This is a genomic window from Nocardioides ganghwensis, from assembly GCF_014779655.1.
In the GTDB taxonomy this organism is placed as follows: Bacteria; Actinomycetota; Actinomycetes; order Propionibacteriales; family Nocardioidaceae; genus Nocardioides; species Nocardioides ganghwensis.
Genome location: NZ_JACXYX010000002.1, coordinates 1 through 16,041 on the forward strand (window position 1 = coordinate 1; position 16,041 = coordinate 16,041).

Consider the following 16,041-nt stretch of genomic DNA (forward strand, 5'->3'; position numbering starts at 1 on the left):
CGACTCTGACTCCAGCGCGGCCGGCTCACAGCCCCACACCAACTCTTCGGACAAGCCACTTCCCGGACCCGCCACGCAACACCCTAGAACTCCACTCACTGCTGCGTCTTGACACAGAGGGGTGCCATGAGCGGACGTTCCTCCCTCGTAGGCTGTAGGCAGGGCATCCTTGGCCCTATGAGCACGCGCGCCGAGAAGTACACCTGCCCGTGCTGCGGGCATCGAACGCTCCCAGAAGCGGCGACGTATGAGATATGCCCGGTATGCCTGTGGGAGGACGATGGAGTGTCTACGGACAACCCACAGCAATGGGGAGAGGGGCCGAACGGCATCAGTCTCGCCGAGGGACAGGCGCGGTACCGGCAGGATGGTCGGGTCGCCTGCGACGCGCCGCCGCACTTCTGCGCTCGGCCTCCGCGAGAAGACGAACCACTGGACCCGGACTGGCGTCCCTTTGTGGAGAACGGCTAACGCTCGCTCATCGGCAGATCCGGTCATCCAGACCTTCGAGTCGACGCCACAGCGGAGCTGGCAACGTCATGGTGTGCGGCTGTTGAGACGACCTGAACCCATGACGTTCCGGCCGACGTCATGCGGGCCGGTCGCGGACGTGACCACCAGCCATGACCTCTGCGGCACGACCGCATCTCAGCAGGTCCGGATGTTGCGCGCACCCCTACCGGTGCCTCAGCCACATCCGTGGGGCGCGGGGTGCGGCTCACCCGCAGCCAGCAACGGCGCGCGGCCGCCACACAGTCCGCCGATCGGCACGTCCGCATGGTCGAGCTAAACCGGCAGCCGGCCCGGCCTGCCCCTCCCAGAGGGTGGTGACGACCATCTCATCCCGTCCGTAACCTCTCGCGACCTGCCGCGTTGTCTACCCAGTAGTAGCGCGGGACGGGAGCCCGGCGCGAGCCAGGGAGCCAGACGGCAGAGGAGGGTGCACATGGGTGTCGAGATCCAGGTCAACGACCTCACGAAGTCCTTCGGCAAGCAGCTCATCTGGGGCGACGTGACGCTGACCGTCCCCGCGGGCGAGATCTGCGTGATGCTCGGCCCGTCGGGCACCGGCAAGTCGGTCTTCCTCAAGACCCTCATCGGGCTGCTGAAGCCCGACAAGGGCTCGATCATCATCGAGGGCACCGACATCGCCAGCTGCTCCGAGCGCGACCTCTACGAGATCCGCAAGCTGTTCGGCGTGCTGTTCCAGGACGGCGCGATGTTCGGCTCGATGAACCTCTACGACAACGTCGCCTTCCCGCTGCGCGAGCACACGAAGAAGTCCGAGTCCGAGGTCCGCGACATCGTCATGGAGAAGATGGACCTCGTCGGCCTCCTCGGTGCCGAGGACAAGCTCCCGGGGGAGATCTCCGGCGGCATGCGCAAGCGCGCCGGCCTCGCCCGCGCGCTCGTGCTCGACCCCGAGATCGTGCTCTTCGACGAGCCCGACTCCGGCCTCGACCCGGTGCGCACAGCGTTCCTCAACCAGCTGATCGTCGACCTCAACGCCCAGATCGACGCCACCTTCCTCATCGTCACGCACGACATCAACACCGCGCGCACGGTGCCCGACAACATCGGGCTGCTCTACCACCGCCACCTCGCGATGTTCGGCCCGCGCGAGCAGCTGCTCAGCTCCGAGGAGCCGGTCGTGCGCCAGTTCCTCAACGCCCAGCGCGTCGGGCCCATCGGCATGTCGGAGGAGAAGGACGCCGACGAGCTCGCCGCGGAGGCCGGGCAGGAGCTTCCGCCGCTGCCGCCGATCCCGCTGCAGCTCGACCCGTCCAACGGCATCCCGCGGCGCAGCCAGCGACCCGCGGGGGAGTGGTGCCGCGAGAACGGCGTGACCCCGCCGCCCGGGTCCTTCGAGTCCAGCAACGCCGGCCTGGCCCCGGGGGTCTGAGACACCGTGTCCACGTCACTCTCGTCGCGCGCGCTCGCCCCCATCGGGGTCGCGGGCAACCTCTTCGCCTTCGCCCTCGACGTCTTCCGGGGGCTGTTCAGGCGCCCCTTCCAGCTGCGCGAGTTCATCCAGCAGTCGTGGTTCATCGCGTCGGTGACGATCATCCCGACGGCCCTGGTGGCCATCCCGTTCGGTGCCGTGATCGCGCTCCAGGTAGGCGGGCTGATCAAGCAGTTCGGTGCCCAGTCCTTCACCGGCTCCGCGTCGGTGCTGGCGGTGATCCAGCAGGCCGCGCCGATCGGGACGGCGCTGCTGATCGCGGGCGCGGGCGGGTCGGCGATCGCCGCCGACCTCGGCGCGCGCAAGATCCGCGAGGAGCTCGACGCGATGATGGTGCTCGGGATCGACCCGATCCAGCGCCTGGTGGTGCCCCGCGTGCTCGCCTGCATGCTCGTGGCGTTCTTCCTCAACGGCATGGTCAGCGTGGTCGGGGTGACCGGCGGCTACGTCTTCAACGTCATCCTCCAGGACGGCACCCCCGGCGCCTACCTCGCCAGCTTCACCGCGCTGGCCCAGCTGCCCGACCTCTGGATCGGCCTCATCAAGGCGCTGGTGTTCGGCCTCATCGCCGCGATCGTCGCGTCCTACAAGGGCATGAACGCCAAGGGTGGACCGAAGGGCGTCGGCGACGCCGTCAACGAGTCCGTGGTGATCACGTTCCTGCTGCTCTTCGTGGCCAACTTCGTCCTGAGCATGATCTACCTCCAGGTCGTGCCCCCGAAGGGCGGATGACATGGCTCTCAAGGACGTCTACGCCAAGCCGCTCTCCTCCCTCGACGACCTGGGGGGCCAGCTGGCCTTCCACCTCAAGGTGCTGCGGTCGGTGCCGCGGTCGGTGACCCGCTACCCCCGCGAGATCATGCGGATCCTCGCCGAGGTCACCCTCGGCTCGGGTGCCCTCGCGGTCATCGGCGGCACCGTCGGCGTGATCATCGGCATGACCTTCTTCACCGGCGCGCAGGTCGGCCTGTCGGGCTACGCCGCGCTCAACCAGCTCGGCACGGCGGCCTTCTCCGGGTTCGTCTCGGCCTACTTCAACACCCGCGAGATCGCCCCGCTGGTCGCCGGCATCGCGCTCGCCGCCACCGTCGGGTGCGGCTTCACCGCCCAGCTCGGCGCGATGCGCATCTCCGAGGAGGTCGACGCCCTCGAGGTGATGGCGATCCCGTCGATGCCGTTCCTCGTCGCCACCCGCGTGGTGGGCGGCCTGATCGCGATCATCCCGCTCTACGTCGTCGGCCTGCTCTCGTCCTACTTCGCCAGCCGGCTCGTGGTGACGCAGATCTACGGGCAGTCCTCCGGCACCTACGACCACTACTTCAACGCGTTCCTGCCACCGGGCGACGTGCTGTGGTCCTTCGGCAAGGTCCTCGTCTTCGCCGTCACCGTGATCCTGATCCACTGCTACCACGGCTACAACGCGTCCGGCGGTCCCGCCGGCGTCGGTGTCGCCGTCGGGCGTGCCGTGCGCACCAGCATCGTCGCCATCAACGTGCTCGACCTACTGATGTCCATGGCCATCTGGGGCGCGTCCACGACCGTGCGGTTGGCGGGGTGAGGGCGCGATGAAGACCAAGGCCCTGGGAGTGGTGTTCCTCGTCCTGATGCTGGCCGCCGTGTGGGCGACCTACGGAGTGTTCACCAAGAAGTTCAGCGACTACGACGAGGTGACCCTCCAGGCGTCCCGTATCGGGCTGCAGCTGCCGCAGCGCGCCGACGTGAAGATCAAGGGCGTCATCGTCGGCGAGGTGCTCGACTACGAGCCCACCGCCGAGGGGGCCGAGATCACCCTCGGGCTCTACCAGGACCGCACCACCGACATCCCGAGCGACGTCACGGCCTCGATCCTGCCCAAGACCCTGTTCGGCGAGAAGTTCGTCTCGCTCGACGTGCCCGACGGCGGCTCCTCCGCCGAGCCCATCGCCGACGGCGACGTCATCGAGCGCACCGACCTCTCCATCGAGGTCGAGCAGGTGCTCAGCGACCTCTACCCGCTGCTGCGAGCCGTCCAGCCCGCCGACCTCAACATGACCCTCAACGCCGTCGCCACGGCGCTCGAGGGTCGCGGCGAGCAGCTCGGCGAGACCCTCGAGACCCTCGACCGCTACCTCACCCGCTTCAATCCCGAGCTCCCAGCGCTCGTCGAGGACCTGCGCCTGACGGCCGAGGTCTCGGACACGTACGCCGACGTGCTGCCCGAGGTCGCCACGATCCTGCGCAACACGATCACCACGACCTCCACGCTGGAGGACCGCGAGGAGAAGCTGAAGGCGCTCTTCAACGACGTGTCGAAGTTCGCCGCCGTCGCCGACCGGTTCACCCGCGCCAACGGCGACAACCTGGTGCGCCTGGCCGACCTCGGTGCCGAGCAGCTCGAGGTGTTCGCCCGCTACGCCCCCGGCTACCCGTGCCTGCTCGGCGGCATCGTCGGCGCCGGCAAGCTGCAGGCCGAGGCGTTCCGCGGCTTCACCCTCCACATCGTGCTGGAGACGCTGCCCAACCAGCCGCGCGGCTACACCGCCGCCGACGCGCCGGTCTACGGCGACAAGCGGGGCCCCTACTGCGGCCGGCTGCCCAGCCCGCCGTGGTCGCAGAGCAACCCCGTGACCCACCAGCCGAACTTCGTCGACGGCGTCGACGAGCCCACCGGCAAGGGCACCAGCCGGGTCGGTCCCGGCTGGTCCGGCACCTCTGCCGGCTACGCCGGCGGCCGCGACGAGGCCGCCCTCCTCAAGGCGCTGCTCGCGCCCGGGCTCGGTCTCAGCGCCGACGACGTGCCCGACCTCGGCGTCCTCCTCGTCGGTCCGATGGCGCGCGGGGCGGAGGTGTCGCTGCGATGAGCCAGCTCCTCGACAAGAAGACGTCCGTCGACCTGTTCAAGCTCCTGGTCTTCGTGGTCGTCACCTCGCTCGCCACGACCGTCCTCGTCGTCACGATCGGCAACCTCGGCTTCGGCTCCTCGCGCCAGTACCGCGCGGAGTTCACCGACGCCACCGGCGTCAACAAGGGCGACGACATCCGCGTCGCCGGCGTACGGGTCGGCACGGTCGACGACGTCGAGATCGTCGACCGCACCCGCGCGCTCATCACCTTCTCCGTCGACGAGGAGACCTCGGTCAACGGCGGGACCAACGCCGCCATCCGCTACCGCAACCTCGTCGGCCAGCGCTACATCTCCCTCACGCAGGAGGTCGGCGACACCCAGCGGCTGCCGGCCGGCTCGACGATCCCGGTCTCGCGCACCAAGGCGGCGCTCGACCTCACCGTGCTGTTCAACGGCTTCAAGCCGCTGTTCCAGGCCCTCTCGCCCGAGGACGTCAACCAGCTCTCCTTCGAGCTGATCCAGGTCTTCCAGGGCGAGGGCGGGACGCTCGAGGGACTGCTCGCACACACCGCGTCGGTCACCTCCACGCTGGCCGACCGCGACGAGGTGATCGGCGACCTCATCGACAACCTCTCCCTCGTCCTCGACCACGTCGCCGACCGCGACCAGCAGCTGACCCGCCTGATCAGGTCGTTCCGCACGCTGGTCGGCGGCCTCAAGAAGGACCGCAACGCGATCCTCGGCTCCCTCGAGGAGGTCTCGGCCCTGTCGGTCGAGACGGCCTCGCTGATCGACGGCATCCGCGAGCCGTTCGTCAAGGACATCAAGGAGCTGCGGGCGGTCGCGGGCAACATCGACAAGAACAAGGCCGAGCTCGACCGCGCCATCCAGGTCCTGCCGATCAAGCTCAACAAGATCGGCCGCACCGCGATCTACGGCTCGTTCTTCAACTTCTACCTCTGCGAGTTCCAGGGCCGGGTCAACCTGCCCGGCAACGTGCAGGTCCCGGTGAAGTACAACACCGGCTCCGACAGGTGTGATCTGGGATGAAACCTTTCCGCGAACGCAATCCGGTCGTCGTCGGCGCCGTCAGCATCGTCGTGCTGGCGATGGTGCTGGTCGCAGCCCTGCGCGCCGACGACCTCCCGGTCATCGGCGGCGGCGACACCTACCACGCGATGTTCACCGAGGCCGGCGGGCTCAAGGTCAACGACGAGGTCCGCATCGCGGGCGTACGCGTCGGCAAGGTCGACGAGATCGAGCTGGCCGGCAACGAGGTCAAGGTGAGCTTCAAGGTCGACGACGCCGCCGAGTTCGGCGCCGACACGCGCGCCGCCATCAAGGTCAAGACGATCCTCGGGTCGATGTTCCTCGCCCTCGAGCCGGCCGGTGGCGGCCAGCTCGACGAGGGGGCCACCATCCCGGCCGCGCGCACGTCCTCGCCGTTCGACGTGGTCGAGGCGTTCGAGGGACTGGCCTCGACCTCCGAGCAGATCGACACCGACCAGCTCGCCGAGTCGCTGACCACGCTGGCCGACCTCACCCGCAACACCCCCGAGGAGTTCCGCGGGGCGCTCGACGGACTGAGCCGGCTCTCGGCCAACATCGCCGCCAAGGACGAGCAGCTCAACACGCTGCTGGTCAACCTCGAGCGGGTCTCCACGGTCCTCGACGAGCGTGACCGGGACATCATCAGGCTGATGGAGGACAGCGACGTGCTGTTCCGCGCCCTCGTGGCCCGCCGGGAGGCCGTGCACGACCTGCTGGTCTCCAGCACCACCCTGTCCAAGGAGCTCACCAGGCTCATCGACCAGTCGCGCGAGGACCTCAAGCCGGCGCTGGCGCACCTCGAGAACGTCATCGCGGTGCTCAACAAGAACGAGGACAACCTCGACAGCAGCCTGCGGCTGATGGCGCCGTTCTACCGCGTCTTCGCCAACACCCTCGGCACCGGTCCGTGGTTCGACACCTGGATCTCCAACTTCCCTCCCGTCCCGCAGGTGGGCTGACCCATGGACCTCGTGAAGCGCATCCTCGTCCCCCTCATCGTGCTCGGCTTCGTCGTCGCGGCGGCCGTCAGCGTCCTCGGCGGCGACACCTCCCGCACCGTCGTCGCGCACTTCCCGCGGGCGATCTCGGTCTACGAGGGCAGCGACGTCCGCGTCCTGGGCGTGCCCGTCGGCACCGTGACCCGCGTCGAGCCCACCGGCACCGACGTGACCGTGACGATGACGTACGACGACGTCAAGCTGCCGGCCGACGCCAAGGCCGTCATCATCGCGCCGTCGGTCGTCGGTGACCGCTACGTCCAGCTCACCCCGGCCTACTCCGGCACCGGGGAGGTCCTCGCCGACGGCGCCGAGCTCAGCGTGGAGGACACGTCGCAGCCGCTCGAGCTCGACCAGATCTACGACAGCCTCGACCGCCTCAACGTGGCGCTCGGCCCGCGCGGCGCCAACCGGACCGGCGCCCTGTCCGACCTGTTGTCGGTGACCGCCGACAATTTCGGCGGCCAGGGCACGACCTTCCGCCAGACCCTCCGGGACTACTCCCGCCTCAGCGCCACGCTGGCCGGCAACTCCGACGAGCTCTTCGGCTCGGTCGAGGCGCTCGGCAACTTCATGGAGACCCTCGCCGACAACGACCAGACCGTCCGCCAGTTCAACCAGTCCCTCGCCGACGTCTCCACGATGCTCGCCGGCGAGCGCGAGGAGCTGGTCGCGGCGACCAGGAACCTGTCCGTGGCGCTGACCGCGGTCAAGGAGTTCGTCGAGGAGAACAAGGGCTCGCTGAGCCGAAACATCACCGGCCTCAACCGGGTGGCCAAGGTGCTCGTACGCCAGCGCGGGGCCCTCGACGAGATCCTGCGCGTCGCCCCGGGAGCGCTCAACAACCTCGCGCTGACCTACAACCCGCAGGCCGGCACGCTCGACACCCGGGCCAACTTCGGCGAGTCGATCAACCAGCTCGAGCTCGACCCGGCCGCGTTCCTGTGCGGGTTCGTCGGGCAGGTCGAGCGGTCGGGCCAGGTCTGCGACCGGATCACCCAGCTGCTCGCCCGGCCGCGCGCGGGTGCCCTCGGCGAGACCGCCGTGCTGCCGGCGCAGGACGTGTTCGACCCGACGCTCGGCGGCCTCGTCGCACCCGACGCTGCCGCCACCGACAGGGAGGAGCGGTGATGCGCCCCCAGGCCGGCCTCAGGGCACTCGTGCTCGGCATGCTCGGCTCGCTGCTCCTCGCGGGCTGCGACGCCAGCGTCTACTCCCTGCCGCTGCCGGGCGGCCCCGACGTGGGTGAGGACCCGATGACGGTCAAGGTCGAGTTCGCCGACGTCCTCGACCTCGTGCCCCAGTCGACGGTGAAGGTCAACGACGTCAGCGTCGGCAAGGTGACCGACATCGACCTCGAGGGCTACCAGGCACTCGTCACCCTCGCGGTGCGCCGCGACGTGGAGCTGCCCGACAACGCCGTCGCGGAGCTGCGGCAGACCAGCCTGCTCGGCGAGAAGTTCGTCGAGCTCAGCGCGCCCGAGGAGGGCGCCAGCAGCAACCCCCTCGGCGACGGCGACACCATCCCGATCGAGCGCGCCGGCCGCAACCCGGAGGTCGAGGAGGTGCTCGGCGCCCTGAGCCTGCTGCTCAACGGCGGCGGCGTCGCGCAGCTCAAGACCATCACCCAGGAGCTCAACAAGGCCCTGGAGGGTCGCGAGGAGTCGGCGAGGTCGGTGCTGCGCAACCTGCGCACCTTCACCGGGCAGCTCGACGAGAACAAGGCCGACATCGTCGCCGCGATCGAGTCGCTCAACCGCCTCGCGCTGGCCGCGGAGAAGCAGCTCCCGACGATCGACAAGGCCCTCGACGAGCTGCCCAGCGCGCTCGACTCGATCGACCGCCAGCGCGACGACCTGGTGGAGATGCTCGCCGCGCTCAACGACCTCTCCGATGTGGCCGTCGACGTCATCGCCCGCTCCAAGGGGGCGACCATCGCCTCGCTCGAGCGGCTCGACCCGGTGCTCACCCAGCTGGCGGCCTCCGGCGACGACTTCACCAACGCCTTCCACGTCTTCCTCACCTACCCGTTCGTCGACGAGGTCGTGGGCCGCGACCCCCAGGTCGCCCGCAACCTGCACATGGGCGACTACACCAACCTCTCGATCACCCTCGACGTCGACGTCCAGGGTGGCCTGACCAGCACGCCGACGCTGCCGACCAACCTCCCGACGGTCATCGACCCGACCGTCGTGGTCAACGACGTCCTGGCCTGCCTGCAGAGCGGCTCGCTCACCAGCGAGGCCTGCGCCAAGGTGCTCGCCAACCTCGAGAAGCTCACCCGGCTGCGCGAGGAGTGCGCGAAGTCGGAGAACAAGGACAAGGACGTCTGCCGCGAGCTCAACTCGATCCCCGGCCTGCCGCCCGAGCCGTCCCTGCCGATCCCGTCCACGCTCCTGCCGACGCTCGTCCCGACCGGCCTGCCCCGCGCGGGCACCCGCGAGGAGCCGCGCCCGGGCAACCCGACGATGGGTGACCTCATGGAGGCCTACGACCCCGACCTCGTCAGCCTGCTGATCCCGGGGATGGTGCAGCGATGATCACCCGTCGGACCAAGCTCCAGCTGCTCGTCTTCGCCATCATCACACTGGTGGGCGTCAGCTTCGTGGGCGCCCGCTACGCGCGGCTGGACCGTCTCCTGATGGACCAGAGCTACACCGTGACCGCCCACTTCGCCGACTCCGGCGGGGCGTTCGCCGGCGCGCTGGTCTCCTACCGCGGCGTACGCGTCGGCGAGGTCCGCGAGCTGGTGCTCACCGACGACGGCGTGGACCTGGTCCTCGACATCGACGACGAGCACGACGACATCCCGGCCGACGCCCACGCGCTCGTCGGCAACCGGTCCGCCGTCGGCGAGCAGTACGTCGAGCTCCAGCCGCAGAGCGACCGCGGCCCCTACCTCGAGGACGGGTCCGAGATCGCGCGGGAGCTGACGACCACCCCGATCGCGACGGACACGCTGCTCACGAACCTCGACGAGACGGTCCGCAGCGTCGACGAGGACGACCTCCGCACCGTCACCTCCGAGTTCGGCCTGGCCTTCAACGGGGCGGGGGAGGACCTCCAGACGATCCTCGACAGCAGCGACCAGTTCATCACCGCCGCCGACCAGAACTTCGACGTCACCGTGGACCTGATCCGCGACAGCAACACGGTGCTCAACGGCCAGATCGACTCCGAGGGCGCGTTCCGGCGCTTCGCCCGCGACCTGTCGCTGTTCACCACCACGGTGGCCGACAACGACAAGGACCTGCGACGCCTGATCGAGGACGGCTCGCTCGGGGCCAACGAGCTGCGCGTCTTCCTCGAGGACAACGAGGTCGAGCTCGGCGACCTGATCAACAACCTGGTCACCACCGGCGAGGTCGTGGTCAAGCACCTCGACGGCATCGAGCAGCTGCTCGTGCTCTACCCCTACGTGGTCGAGGGCGGCTACACGGTCGTGTCGAAGTCGCCGGGCACCGGCCTCTACGACGCCCACTTCGGCATGGTGATGACGTCCGAGCCGCACGTGTGCCTCGGCGGCTACGAGGGCACCGACCGGCGCTCGCCGCTCGACGGCAGCAACGCGCCGATGAACGAGGACGCCCGCTGCACCGAGCCCGCCTCGAAGTCCAACGCCCGCGGCGCGCAGAACATCCAGGCACCCCGGGCGGCGACCGGGTGGGGGACGGCCGACTTCGCGTACGACCCGGAGTCAGGCGCCGTCACCTCCGACCCGGCCGAGATCCGGCGGCTGGTGGGATCTCGTGCCTCCGCGCCGGGCACCCTGGGCCGGGACTCCTGGAAGTGGCTCTACCTGGAGCCCCTGCTGGCCGGAGGCGTGACCCCGGAGGGGGAGCCTCGTTAGACCACCAGTGAGACAGACAGGGCCCCGGGAGGGTGGCCCCGACGTTCTCGAGGGAGGGAACAACATGCCCGTGCTGACCGACACGTCCGTCCGCGACGACCAGGCCGAGCTGTCCGCGGGGTCCGCGCCGCCGGACACCGCCGGCGCACCGCGACGCACCCGCCTGCGGCGGGTGCTGGCGGGGGTCCTCGCCGCCGTCGTGGTGACCTGCGTCGTGCTGCTCGTCTGGATGGCCGCCGGCGGCCGCTCGTCCGCGTCGGGCGGGCTCGACCTGCCCCGCGAGCGCGAGCAGGCGATGAGCCTCACCGACCAGTTCGTCAAGCGCCTCGGCACCTACAGCCCCGACATGCTCGACGACTCCGGCCAGATGCCCGCCTACCGCGAGCAGGTACGCGAGGTCATCACCCCCAAGTTCGCGGCCGACTTCGACAAGGAGGTCGCCACGGCGGAGCAGCTGGTCGCGCAGGGCGGCATCACCCGCAGCGCCGAGGTCTTCGCCACCGCGGTGTCCAGCGTCGACGACGACTCCGCGCGCGTCCTGGTGGCGGGCGCGTTCACCGACAGCTACACCCAGGGCACGGGCGACAAGGCCCGCACCGTCGACCAGGAGCCGCTGCCGTTCCGCTTCACCGTCGACCTGGTGAGGATCGAGGGGGAGTGGCTCGTCGACGACTTCACCCCGGTGAGCGCCCCCGCCGAGTCCGGTGACCCGGCGACGGGCACCGGCACCACCGAGGGGAGCACGCCGTGAGCGACGCACCCACCTGGTACGACCTCCTCGACGTGCCCCGCGACGCCTCGACCGAGGACGTCCGGGCCGCCTGGAAGGCCCAGATCGCCGACCTCGAGCCCGGCGACCGCCGCTTCGAGACCCTCAACCGCGCAGCCAAGGTGCTGCTCGACCCGGCCGCGCGCGAGGCGTACGACGCCGGGCTGGACGCCGAGCGCAGCTCCCCGGCCGCCGTGGCCGACGCCCCGCCCGCCGAGGACGCGCCCGCGCTGTCCGACGTCGAGGGCGAGCGCGAGCGGGCCACTGCGGGGTCCGGTGACGTCCCCTCGTGGCTGCTCGCCGGCCTCGGCGTGCTGGCTGCCGGCCTCGTGGCAGCGACGGCGTGGATGTGGACCGCCGGCGACGAGGGCGACGACTCCGCGGCGCGCGAGGCGCAGGTCGCGGCCGAGCGGGCCGTCGTGCCCGTCCTGTCCTACGACTACGAGACCCTCGAGGCCGACCAGCGGGCCGCGCAGGCGCTGATGACCGGCGGCTACCGCGAGGAGTACGACAAGCTCTTCACGGTCCTCGAGGACAACGCCCCGCAGACCCAGACCCGGGTCACCGCCGACGTGATCGCCTCCGGCATCGTGCGCGCCGCGGCCGACCGGGTCCAGGTGCTCGTCTTCGTGGATCGCCCGACGACCAACAAGCTCAACGCCGAGCCCGTGGTCTACAAGGACCAGGTGACCGTGGCGATGCAGCTCGTCGACGGCGAGTGGCTCGTCGACGACCTGACGACCTCACCCGTCCAGGGGTGAGCGGGCCGGACGGCACGCGCGGATCGGCGCGTTCTGCTTGACCCGGGAGGCTTCGGCGTTCATAGTCGACGCCAACGCGTGGCAACCGGACCTCCGGAATTCGACCTCGCGTTTGAGGCGTGTCCCGATGTGCGCTAGTGTGGGTCCTTGCGCCTGCCCTCAGATGCCCGACGCCTTCCGGACGGCTGTTGCGGTGGTCGGCCGGCGCCGAGATCACTTGGATCATTTGTGAGGACACCTCTTGGCCGCGCGCAGCTCCGCTGGTAACCACCGTCGCACCTCTTTCGCAAAGATCACCGAACCTCTCGAGGTTCCCCCCCTCATCTCGCTCCAGACGAGCAGCTTCGACTGGCTGGTCGGCGGAGAGCGCTGGGAGGAGGAGGTGGCAGCCCGTCGGGCCGCCGGTGAGGACGTCTCCGAGAAGACCGGTCTGCAGGAGATCTTCGAGGAGATCTCCCCGATCGAGGACTTCTCCGAGACGATGATGCTCTCCTTCGACAACCCCGTCTTCCTGGACGAGAAGTACACCGAGGAGGAGTGCAAGGAGAAGGACTTCACCTACTCCCGCCCGCTCTACGTCTCGGCCGAGTTCATGAACCACGAGACCGGTGAGATCAAGGGCCAGACGGTCTTCATGGGCGACTTCCCCATGATGACCAAGAAGGGCACCTTCATCATCAACGGCACCGAGCGCGTCGTCGTGTCGCAGCTCGTCCGTTCGCCCGGCGTCTACTTCGAGTCGACCCCGGACAAGACCTCCGACAAGGACATCTTCACCGCCAAGCTCATCCCGAGCCGCGGTGCCTGGCTGGAGTTCGAGATCGACAAGCGCGACCTGGTCGGCGTACGCCTCGACCGCAAGCGCAAGCAGAACGTCACCGTCCTGCTCAAGGCCCTCGGCTGGACCACCGAGCAGATCCGCGAGGAGTTCGGCCAGTACGAGTCCATGATGCTGACCCTCGAGAAGGACAGCGTCCGCTACGAGGTCGTCTACGAGGAGCTGCAGAAGAAGGCGCGGGGCGAGGCCCCGACCGCCGAGCAGGTCAACGACGAGGTCACCCGCCTCGCGCTGCTCGACATCTACCGCAAGCTGCGCCCGGGCGAGCCGCCGACGGCCGAGGCCGCGCAGACGCTGCTCAACAACTACTACTTCAACCCCAAGCGCTACGACCTGGCGAAGGTCGGCCGCTACAAGATCAACAAGAAGCTCGGCCTCCACGAGGCGTTCGACCAGCAGACGCTGACCATCGACGACGTCGTGGCCGCCATCCGCTACGTCGTGCAGCTGCACGCCGCGGGTGTCCAGGGCGAGTCCCCCGACCTGGTCGACGCTGCCGGCAACGTCGTCGAGGGCCCCGACGGCTCGCCCGTCAAGGTCCAGGCCGACGACATCGACCACTTCGGCAACCGCCGCATGCGCACGGTCGGCGAGCTCATCCAGAACCAGCTCCGCACGGGCCTGGCCCGCATGGAGCGCGTGGTCCGCGAGCGGATGACGACCCAGGACGTCGAGGCCATCACGCCGCAGTCCCTGATCAACATCCGTCCCGTGGTCGCGGCGCTGAAGGAGTTCTTCGGCACCTCGCAGCTCTCGCAGTTCATGGACCAGACCAACCCGATCGCCGGCCTGACGCACAAGCGTCGCCTCTCGGCCCTCGGCCCCGGTGGTCTGTCCCGCGACCGCGCCGGCATGGAGGTCCGTGACGTCCACCCGTCGCACTACGGCCGCATGTGCCCCATCGAGACCCCTGAAGGCCCCAACATCGGCCTGATCGGCTCGCTGGCCTCCTACGGGCGGATCAACCCGTTCGGGTTCGTCGAGACGCCCTACCGCAAGGTCGTCGACGGTGTCGTCACCGACCAGATCGACTACCTCACCGCCGACGACGAGGACCGCTACGTCATCGCGCAGGCCAACGCGCCGCTCGACGACACCATGCGCTTCGTCGAGGAGCGCGTCCTGGTCCGCCAGAAGGACGGCGAGGTCGACGCGATCCTCGCCGCCGAGGTCGACTACATGGACGTCTCGCCGCGCCAGATGGTGTCGGTCGCGACGGCCCTGATCCCGTTCCTCGAGCACGACGACGCCAACCGCGCGCTCATGGGCGCCAACATGCAGCGCCAGGCCGTGCCGCTGATCACCAGCGACAGCCCGCTGGTCGGCACCGGCATGGAGTACCGCGCCGCCGTCGACGCCGGTGACGTGGTCGTCGCCGACAACGCCGGTGTGGTCAAGGAGGTGTCCGCCGACGCCATCGAGACGATGAACGACGACGGCACCTACCAGACCTACCGCCTGGCCAAGTTCCGTCGCTCCAACCAGGGCACCTGCATCAACCAGCGTCCGCTGGTCAAGGCCGGTGACCGCCTCGAGGTCGGCACGCCGATCGCCGACGGTCCCTGCACCGACGACGCCGAGATGGCGCTGGGCACCAACCTGCTCGTCGCCTTCATGCCGTGGCAGGGCCACAACTACGAGGACGCGATCATCCTCAGCCAGCGCCTGGTGCAGGAGGACGTCCTCACCTCGATCCACATCGAGGAGCACGAGGTCGACGCCCGCGACACCAAGCTCGGCCCCGAGGAGATCACGCGGGACATCCCCAACGTCTCCGAGGAGGGCCTGGCCGACCTCGACGAGCGCGGCATCATCCGCATCGGCGCCGAGGTCACCACCGGTGACATCCTCGTCGGCAAGGTGACGCCCAAGGGCGAGACCGAGCTCACCCCCGAGGAGCGCCTGCTCCGCGCGATCTTCGGTGAGAAGGCGCGCGAGGTGCGCGACACCTCGATGAAGGTGCCGCACGGTGAGTCCGGCACGGTCATCGGCGTGCGCGTCTTCAACCGCGAGGACGGCGACGACCTGCCCCCCGGCGTCAACGAGCTGGTCCGCGTCTACGTCGCGCAGAAGCGCAAGATCTCGGTCGGCGACAAGCTCGCCGGACGCCACGGCAACAAGGGCGTCATCGCCAAGATCCTGCCCGTCGAGGACATGCCGTTCATGGAGGACGGCACGCCGGTCGACGTCGTGCTCAACCCGCTGGGTGTGCCGCGTCGTATGAACATCGGCCAGATCCTCGAGCTGCACCTCGGCTGGCTCGCCAAGCAGGGCTGGGACCTCAACCTCTCCGGTGAGAAGGGCGAGTCCGACTGGAAGAAGCGCCTCATCTCCATCGGCGCCGACAAGGCCGACCCCGACACCAAGGTCGCGACCCCGGTGTTCGACGGTGCCCGCGAGGACGAGATCACGGGCCTGCTCGGCTCCACGCTGCCCAACCGCGACGGCGACCGGATGGTCAAGGAGGACGGCAAGGCCAACCTCTTCGACGGCCGTTCGGGTGAGCCGTTCCCGGAGCCGGTGGCCGTCGGCTACATGTACATCCTCAAGCTGCACCACCTCGTCGACGACAAGATCCACGCTCGCTCGACCGGCCCCTACTCGATGATCACGCAGCAGCCCCTGGGCGGTAAGGCCCAGTTCGGCGGCCAGCGGTTCGGCGAGATGGAGGTCTGGGCGATGGAGGCCTACGGCGCCGCGTACGCCCTCCAGGAGCTGCTCACGATCAAGTCCGACGACGTGCCGGGCCGCGTGAAGGTCTACGAGGCCATCGTGAAGGGCGAGAACATCCCCGACTCCGGCATCCCCGAGTCGTTCAAGGTGCTCGTCAAGGAGATGCAGTCGCTCTGCCTCAACGTGGAGGTGCTGTCGCAGGACGGCTCCACCATCGAGATGAAGGACGCCGAGGAAGACGTCTTCCGGGCGGCCGAGGAGCTCGGCATCGACCTGTCCCGCCGCGAGCCCAGCTCCGTCGAAGAAGTCTGAGTC

13 protein-coding genes are annotated in these 16,041 nt (G+C 69.2%); all 13 read left to right on the forward strand.

Features of this window, described 5'->3' with window-relative positions; translation table 11 throughout:
* Positions 1 to 177: 177 nt before the first annotated feature.
* The 13 genes from IEZ24_RS22520 to rpoB all read left to right on the forward strand — a co-directional run bounded on the left by IEZ24_RS22520 (position 178) and on the right by rpoB (position 16,038).
* Positions 178 to 471, forward strand: coding sequence for a CPCC family cysteine-rich protein (locus IEZ24_RS22520; protein ID WP_129453247.1), 294 nt, complete (start codon positions 178 to 180; stop codon positions 469 to 471).
* Positions 472 to 946: 475 nt separating this feature from the next.
* The gene (locus IEZ24_RS02255) at positions 947 to 1,903 is read left to right on the forward strand and encodes an ABC transporter ATP-binding protein (protein WP_129453248.1); all 957 of its coding nucleotides are present in this window, start codon (positions 947 to 949) and stop codon (positions 1,901 to 1,903) included.
* Between the two features lie 6 nt (positions 1,904 to 1,909).
* Positions 1,910 to 2,695 carry an MlaE family ABC transporter permease gene (locus IEZ24_RS02260; protein WP_129453249.1) on the forward strand — a complete coding sequence of 262 codons (786 nt, stop codon included), beginning with the start codon at positions 1,910 to 1,912 and terminating at the stop codon, positions 2,693 to 2,695.
* Position 2,696: 1 nt separating this feature from the next.
* Positions 2,697 to 3,521 carry an MlaE family ABC transporter permease gene (locus IEZ24_RS02265; protein ID WP_129453250.1) on the forward strand — a complete coding sequence of 275 codons (825 nt, stop codon included), beginning with the start codon at positions 2,697 to 2,699 and terminating at the stop codon, positions 3,519 to 3,521.
* A gap of 7 nt (positions 3,522 to 3,528) precedes the next feature.
* Positions 3,529 to 4,803, forward strand: a complete 1,275-nt coding sequence (locus IEZ24_RS02270) for an MCE family protein (protein ID WP_129453251.1) — start codon at positions 3,529 to 3,531, stop codon at positions 4,801 to 4,803.
* The gene (locus IEZ24_RS02275; RefSeq protein ID WP_129453252.1) at positions 4,800 to 5,837 is read left to right on the forward strand and encodes an MCE family protein; all 1,038 of its coding nucleotides are present in this window, start codon (positions 4,800 to 4,802) and stop codon (positions 5,835 to 5,837) included. Before IEZ24_RS02270 ends, IEZ24_RS02275 begins: the two co-directional genes overlap by 4 nt.
* On the forward strand, positions 5,834 to 6,796 hold the full coding sequence (locus tag IEZ24_RS02280; protein WP_129453253.1) for an MCE family protein: 963 nt from the start codon (positions 5,834 to 5,836) through the stop codon (positions 6,794 to 6,796). Before IEZ24_RS02275 ends, IEZ24_RS02280 begins: the two co-directional genes overlap by 4 nt.
* A gap of 3 nt (positions 6,797 to 6,799) precedes the next feature.
* Positions 6,800 to 7,966, forward strand: coding sequence for an MCE family protein (locus tag IEZ24_RS02285; RefSeq protein ID WP_129453254.1), 1,167 nt, complete (start codon positions 6,800 to 6,802; stop codon positions 7,964 to 7,966).
* The gene (locus tag IEZ24_RS02290; RefSeq protein WP_129453255.1) at positions 7,966 to 9,375 is read left to right on the forward strand and encodes an MCE family protein; all 1,410 of its coding nucleotides are present in this window, start codon (positions 7,966 to 7,968) and stop codon (positions 9,373 to 9,375) included. The genes IEZ24_RS02285 and IEZ24_RS02290 overlap by 1 nt, the downstream gene beginning before the upstream one ends.
* Positions 9,372 to 10,685 carry an MCE family protein gene (locus IEZ24_RS02295; RefSeq protein WP_129453256.1) on the forward strand — a complete coding sequence of 438 codons (1,314 nt, stop codon included), beginning with the start codon at positions 9,372 to 9,374 and terminating at the stop codon, positions 10,683 to 10,685. The genes IEZ24_RS02290 and IEZ24_RS02295 overlap by 4 nt, the downstream gene beginning before the upstream one ends.
* A 64-nt stretch (positions 10,686 to 10,749) precedes the next feature.
* The gene (locus IEZ24_RS02300; protein WP_129453257.1) at positions 10,750 to 11,436 is read left to right on the forward strand and encodes a hypothetical protein; all 687 of its coding nucleotides are present in this window, start codon (positions 10,750 to 10,752) and stop codon (positions 11,434 to 11,436) included.
* Positions 11,433 to 12,215 (forward strand): J domain-containing protein, encoded by a 783-nt coding sequence (locus IEZ24_RS02305; RefSeq protein ID WP_129453258.1) that lies wholly within the window; start codon positions 11,433 to 11,435, stop codon positions 12,213 to 12,215. Before IEZ24_RS02300 ends, IEZ24_RS02305 begins: the two co-directional genes overlap by 4 nt.
* Positions 12,216 to 12,456: 241 nt before the next feature.
* Positions 12,457 to 16,038, forward strand: coding sequence for a DNA-directed RNA polymerase subunit beta (gene rpoB, locus IEZ24_RS02310; protein ID WP_129453259.1), 3,582 nt, complete (start codon positions 12,457 to 12,459; stop codon positions 16,036 to 16,038).
* The last annotated feature ends 3 nt before the right edge of the window (positions 16,039 to 16,041 follow it).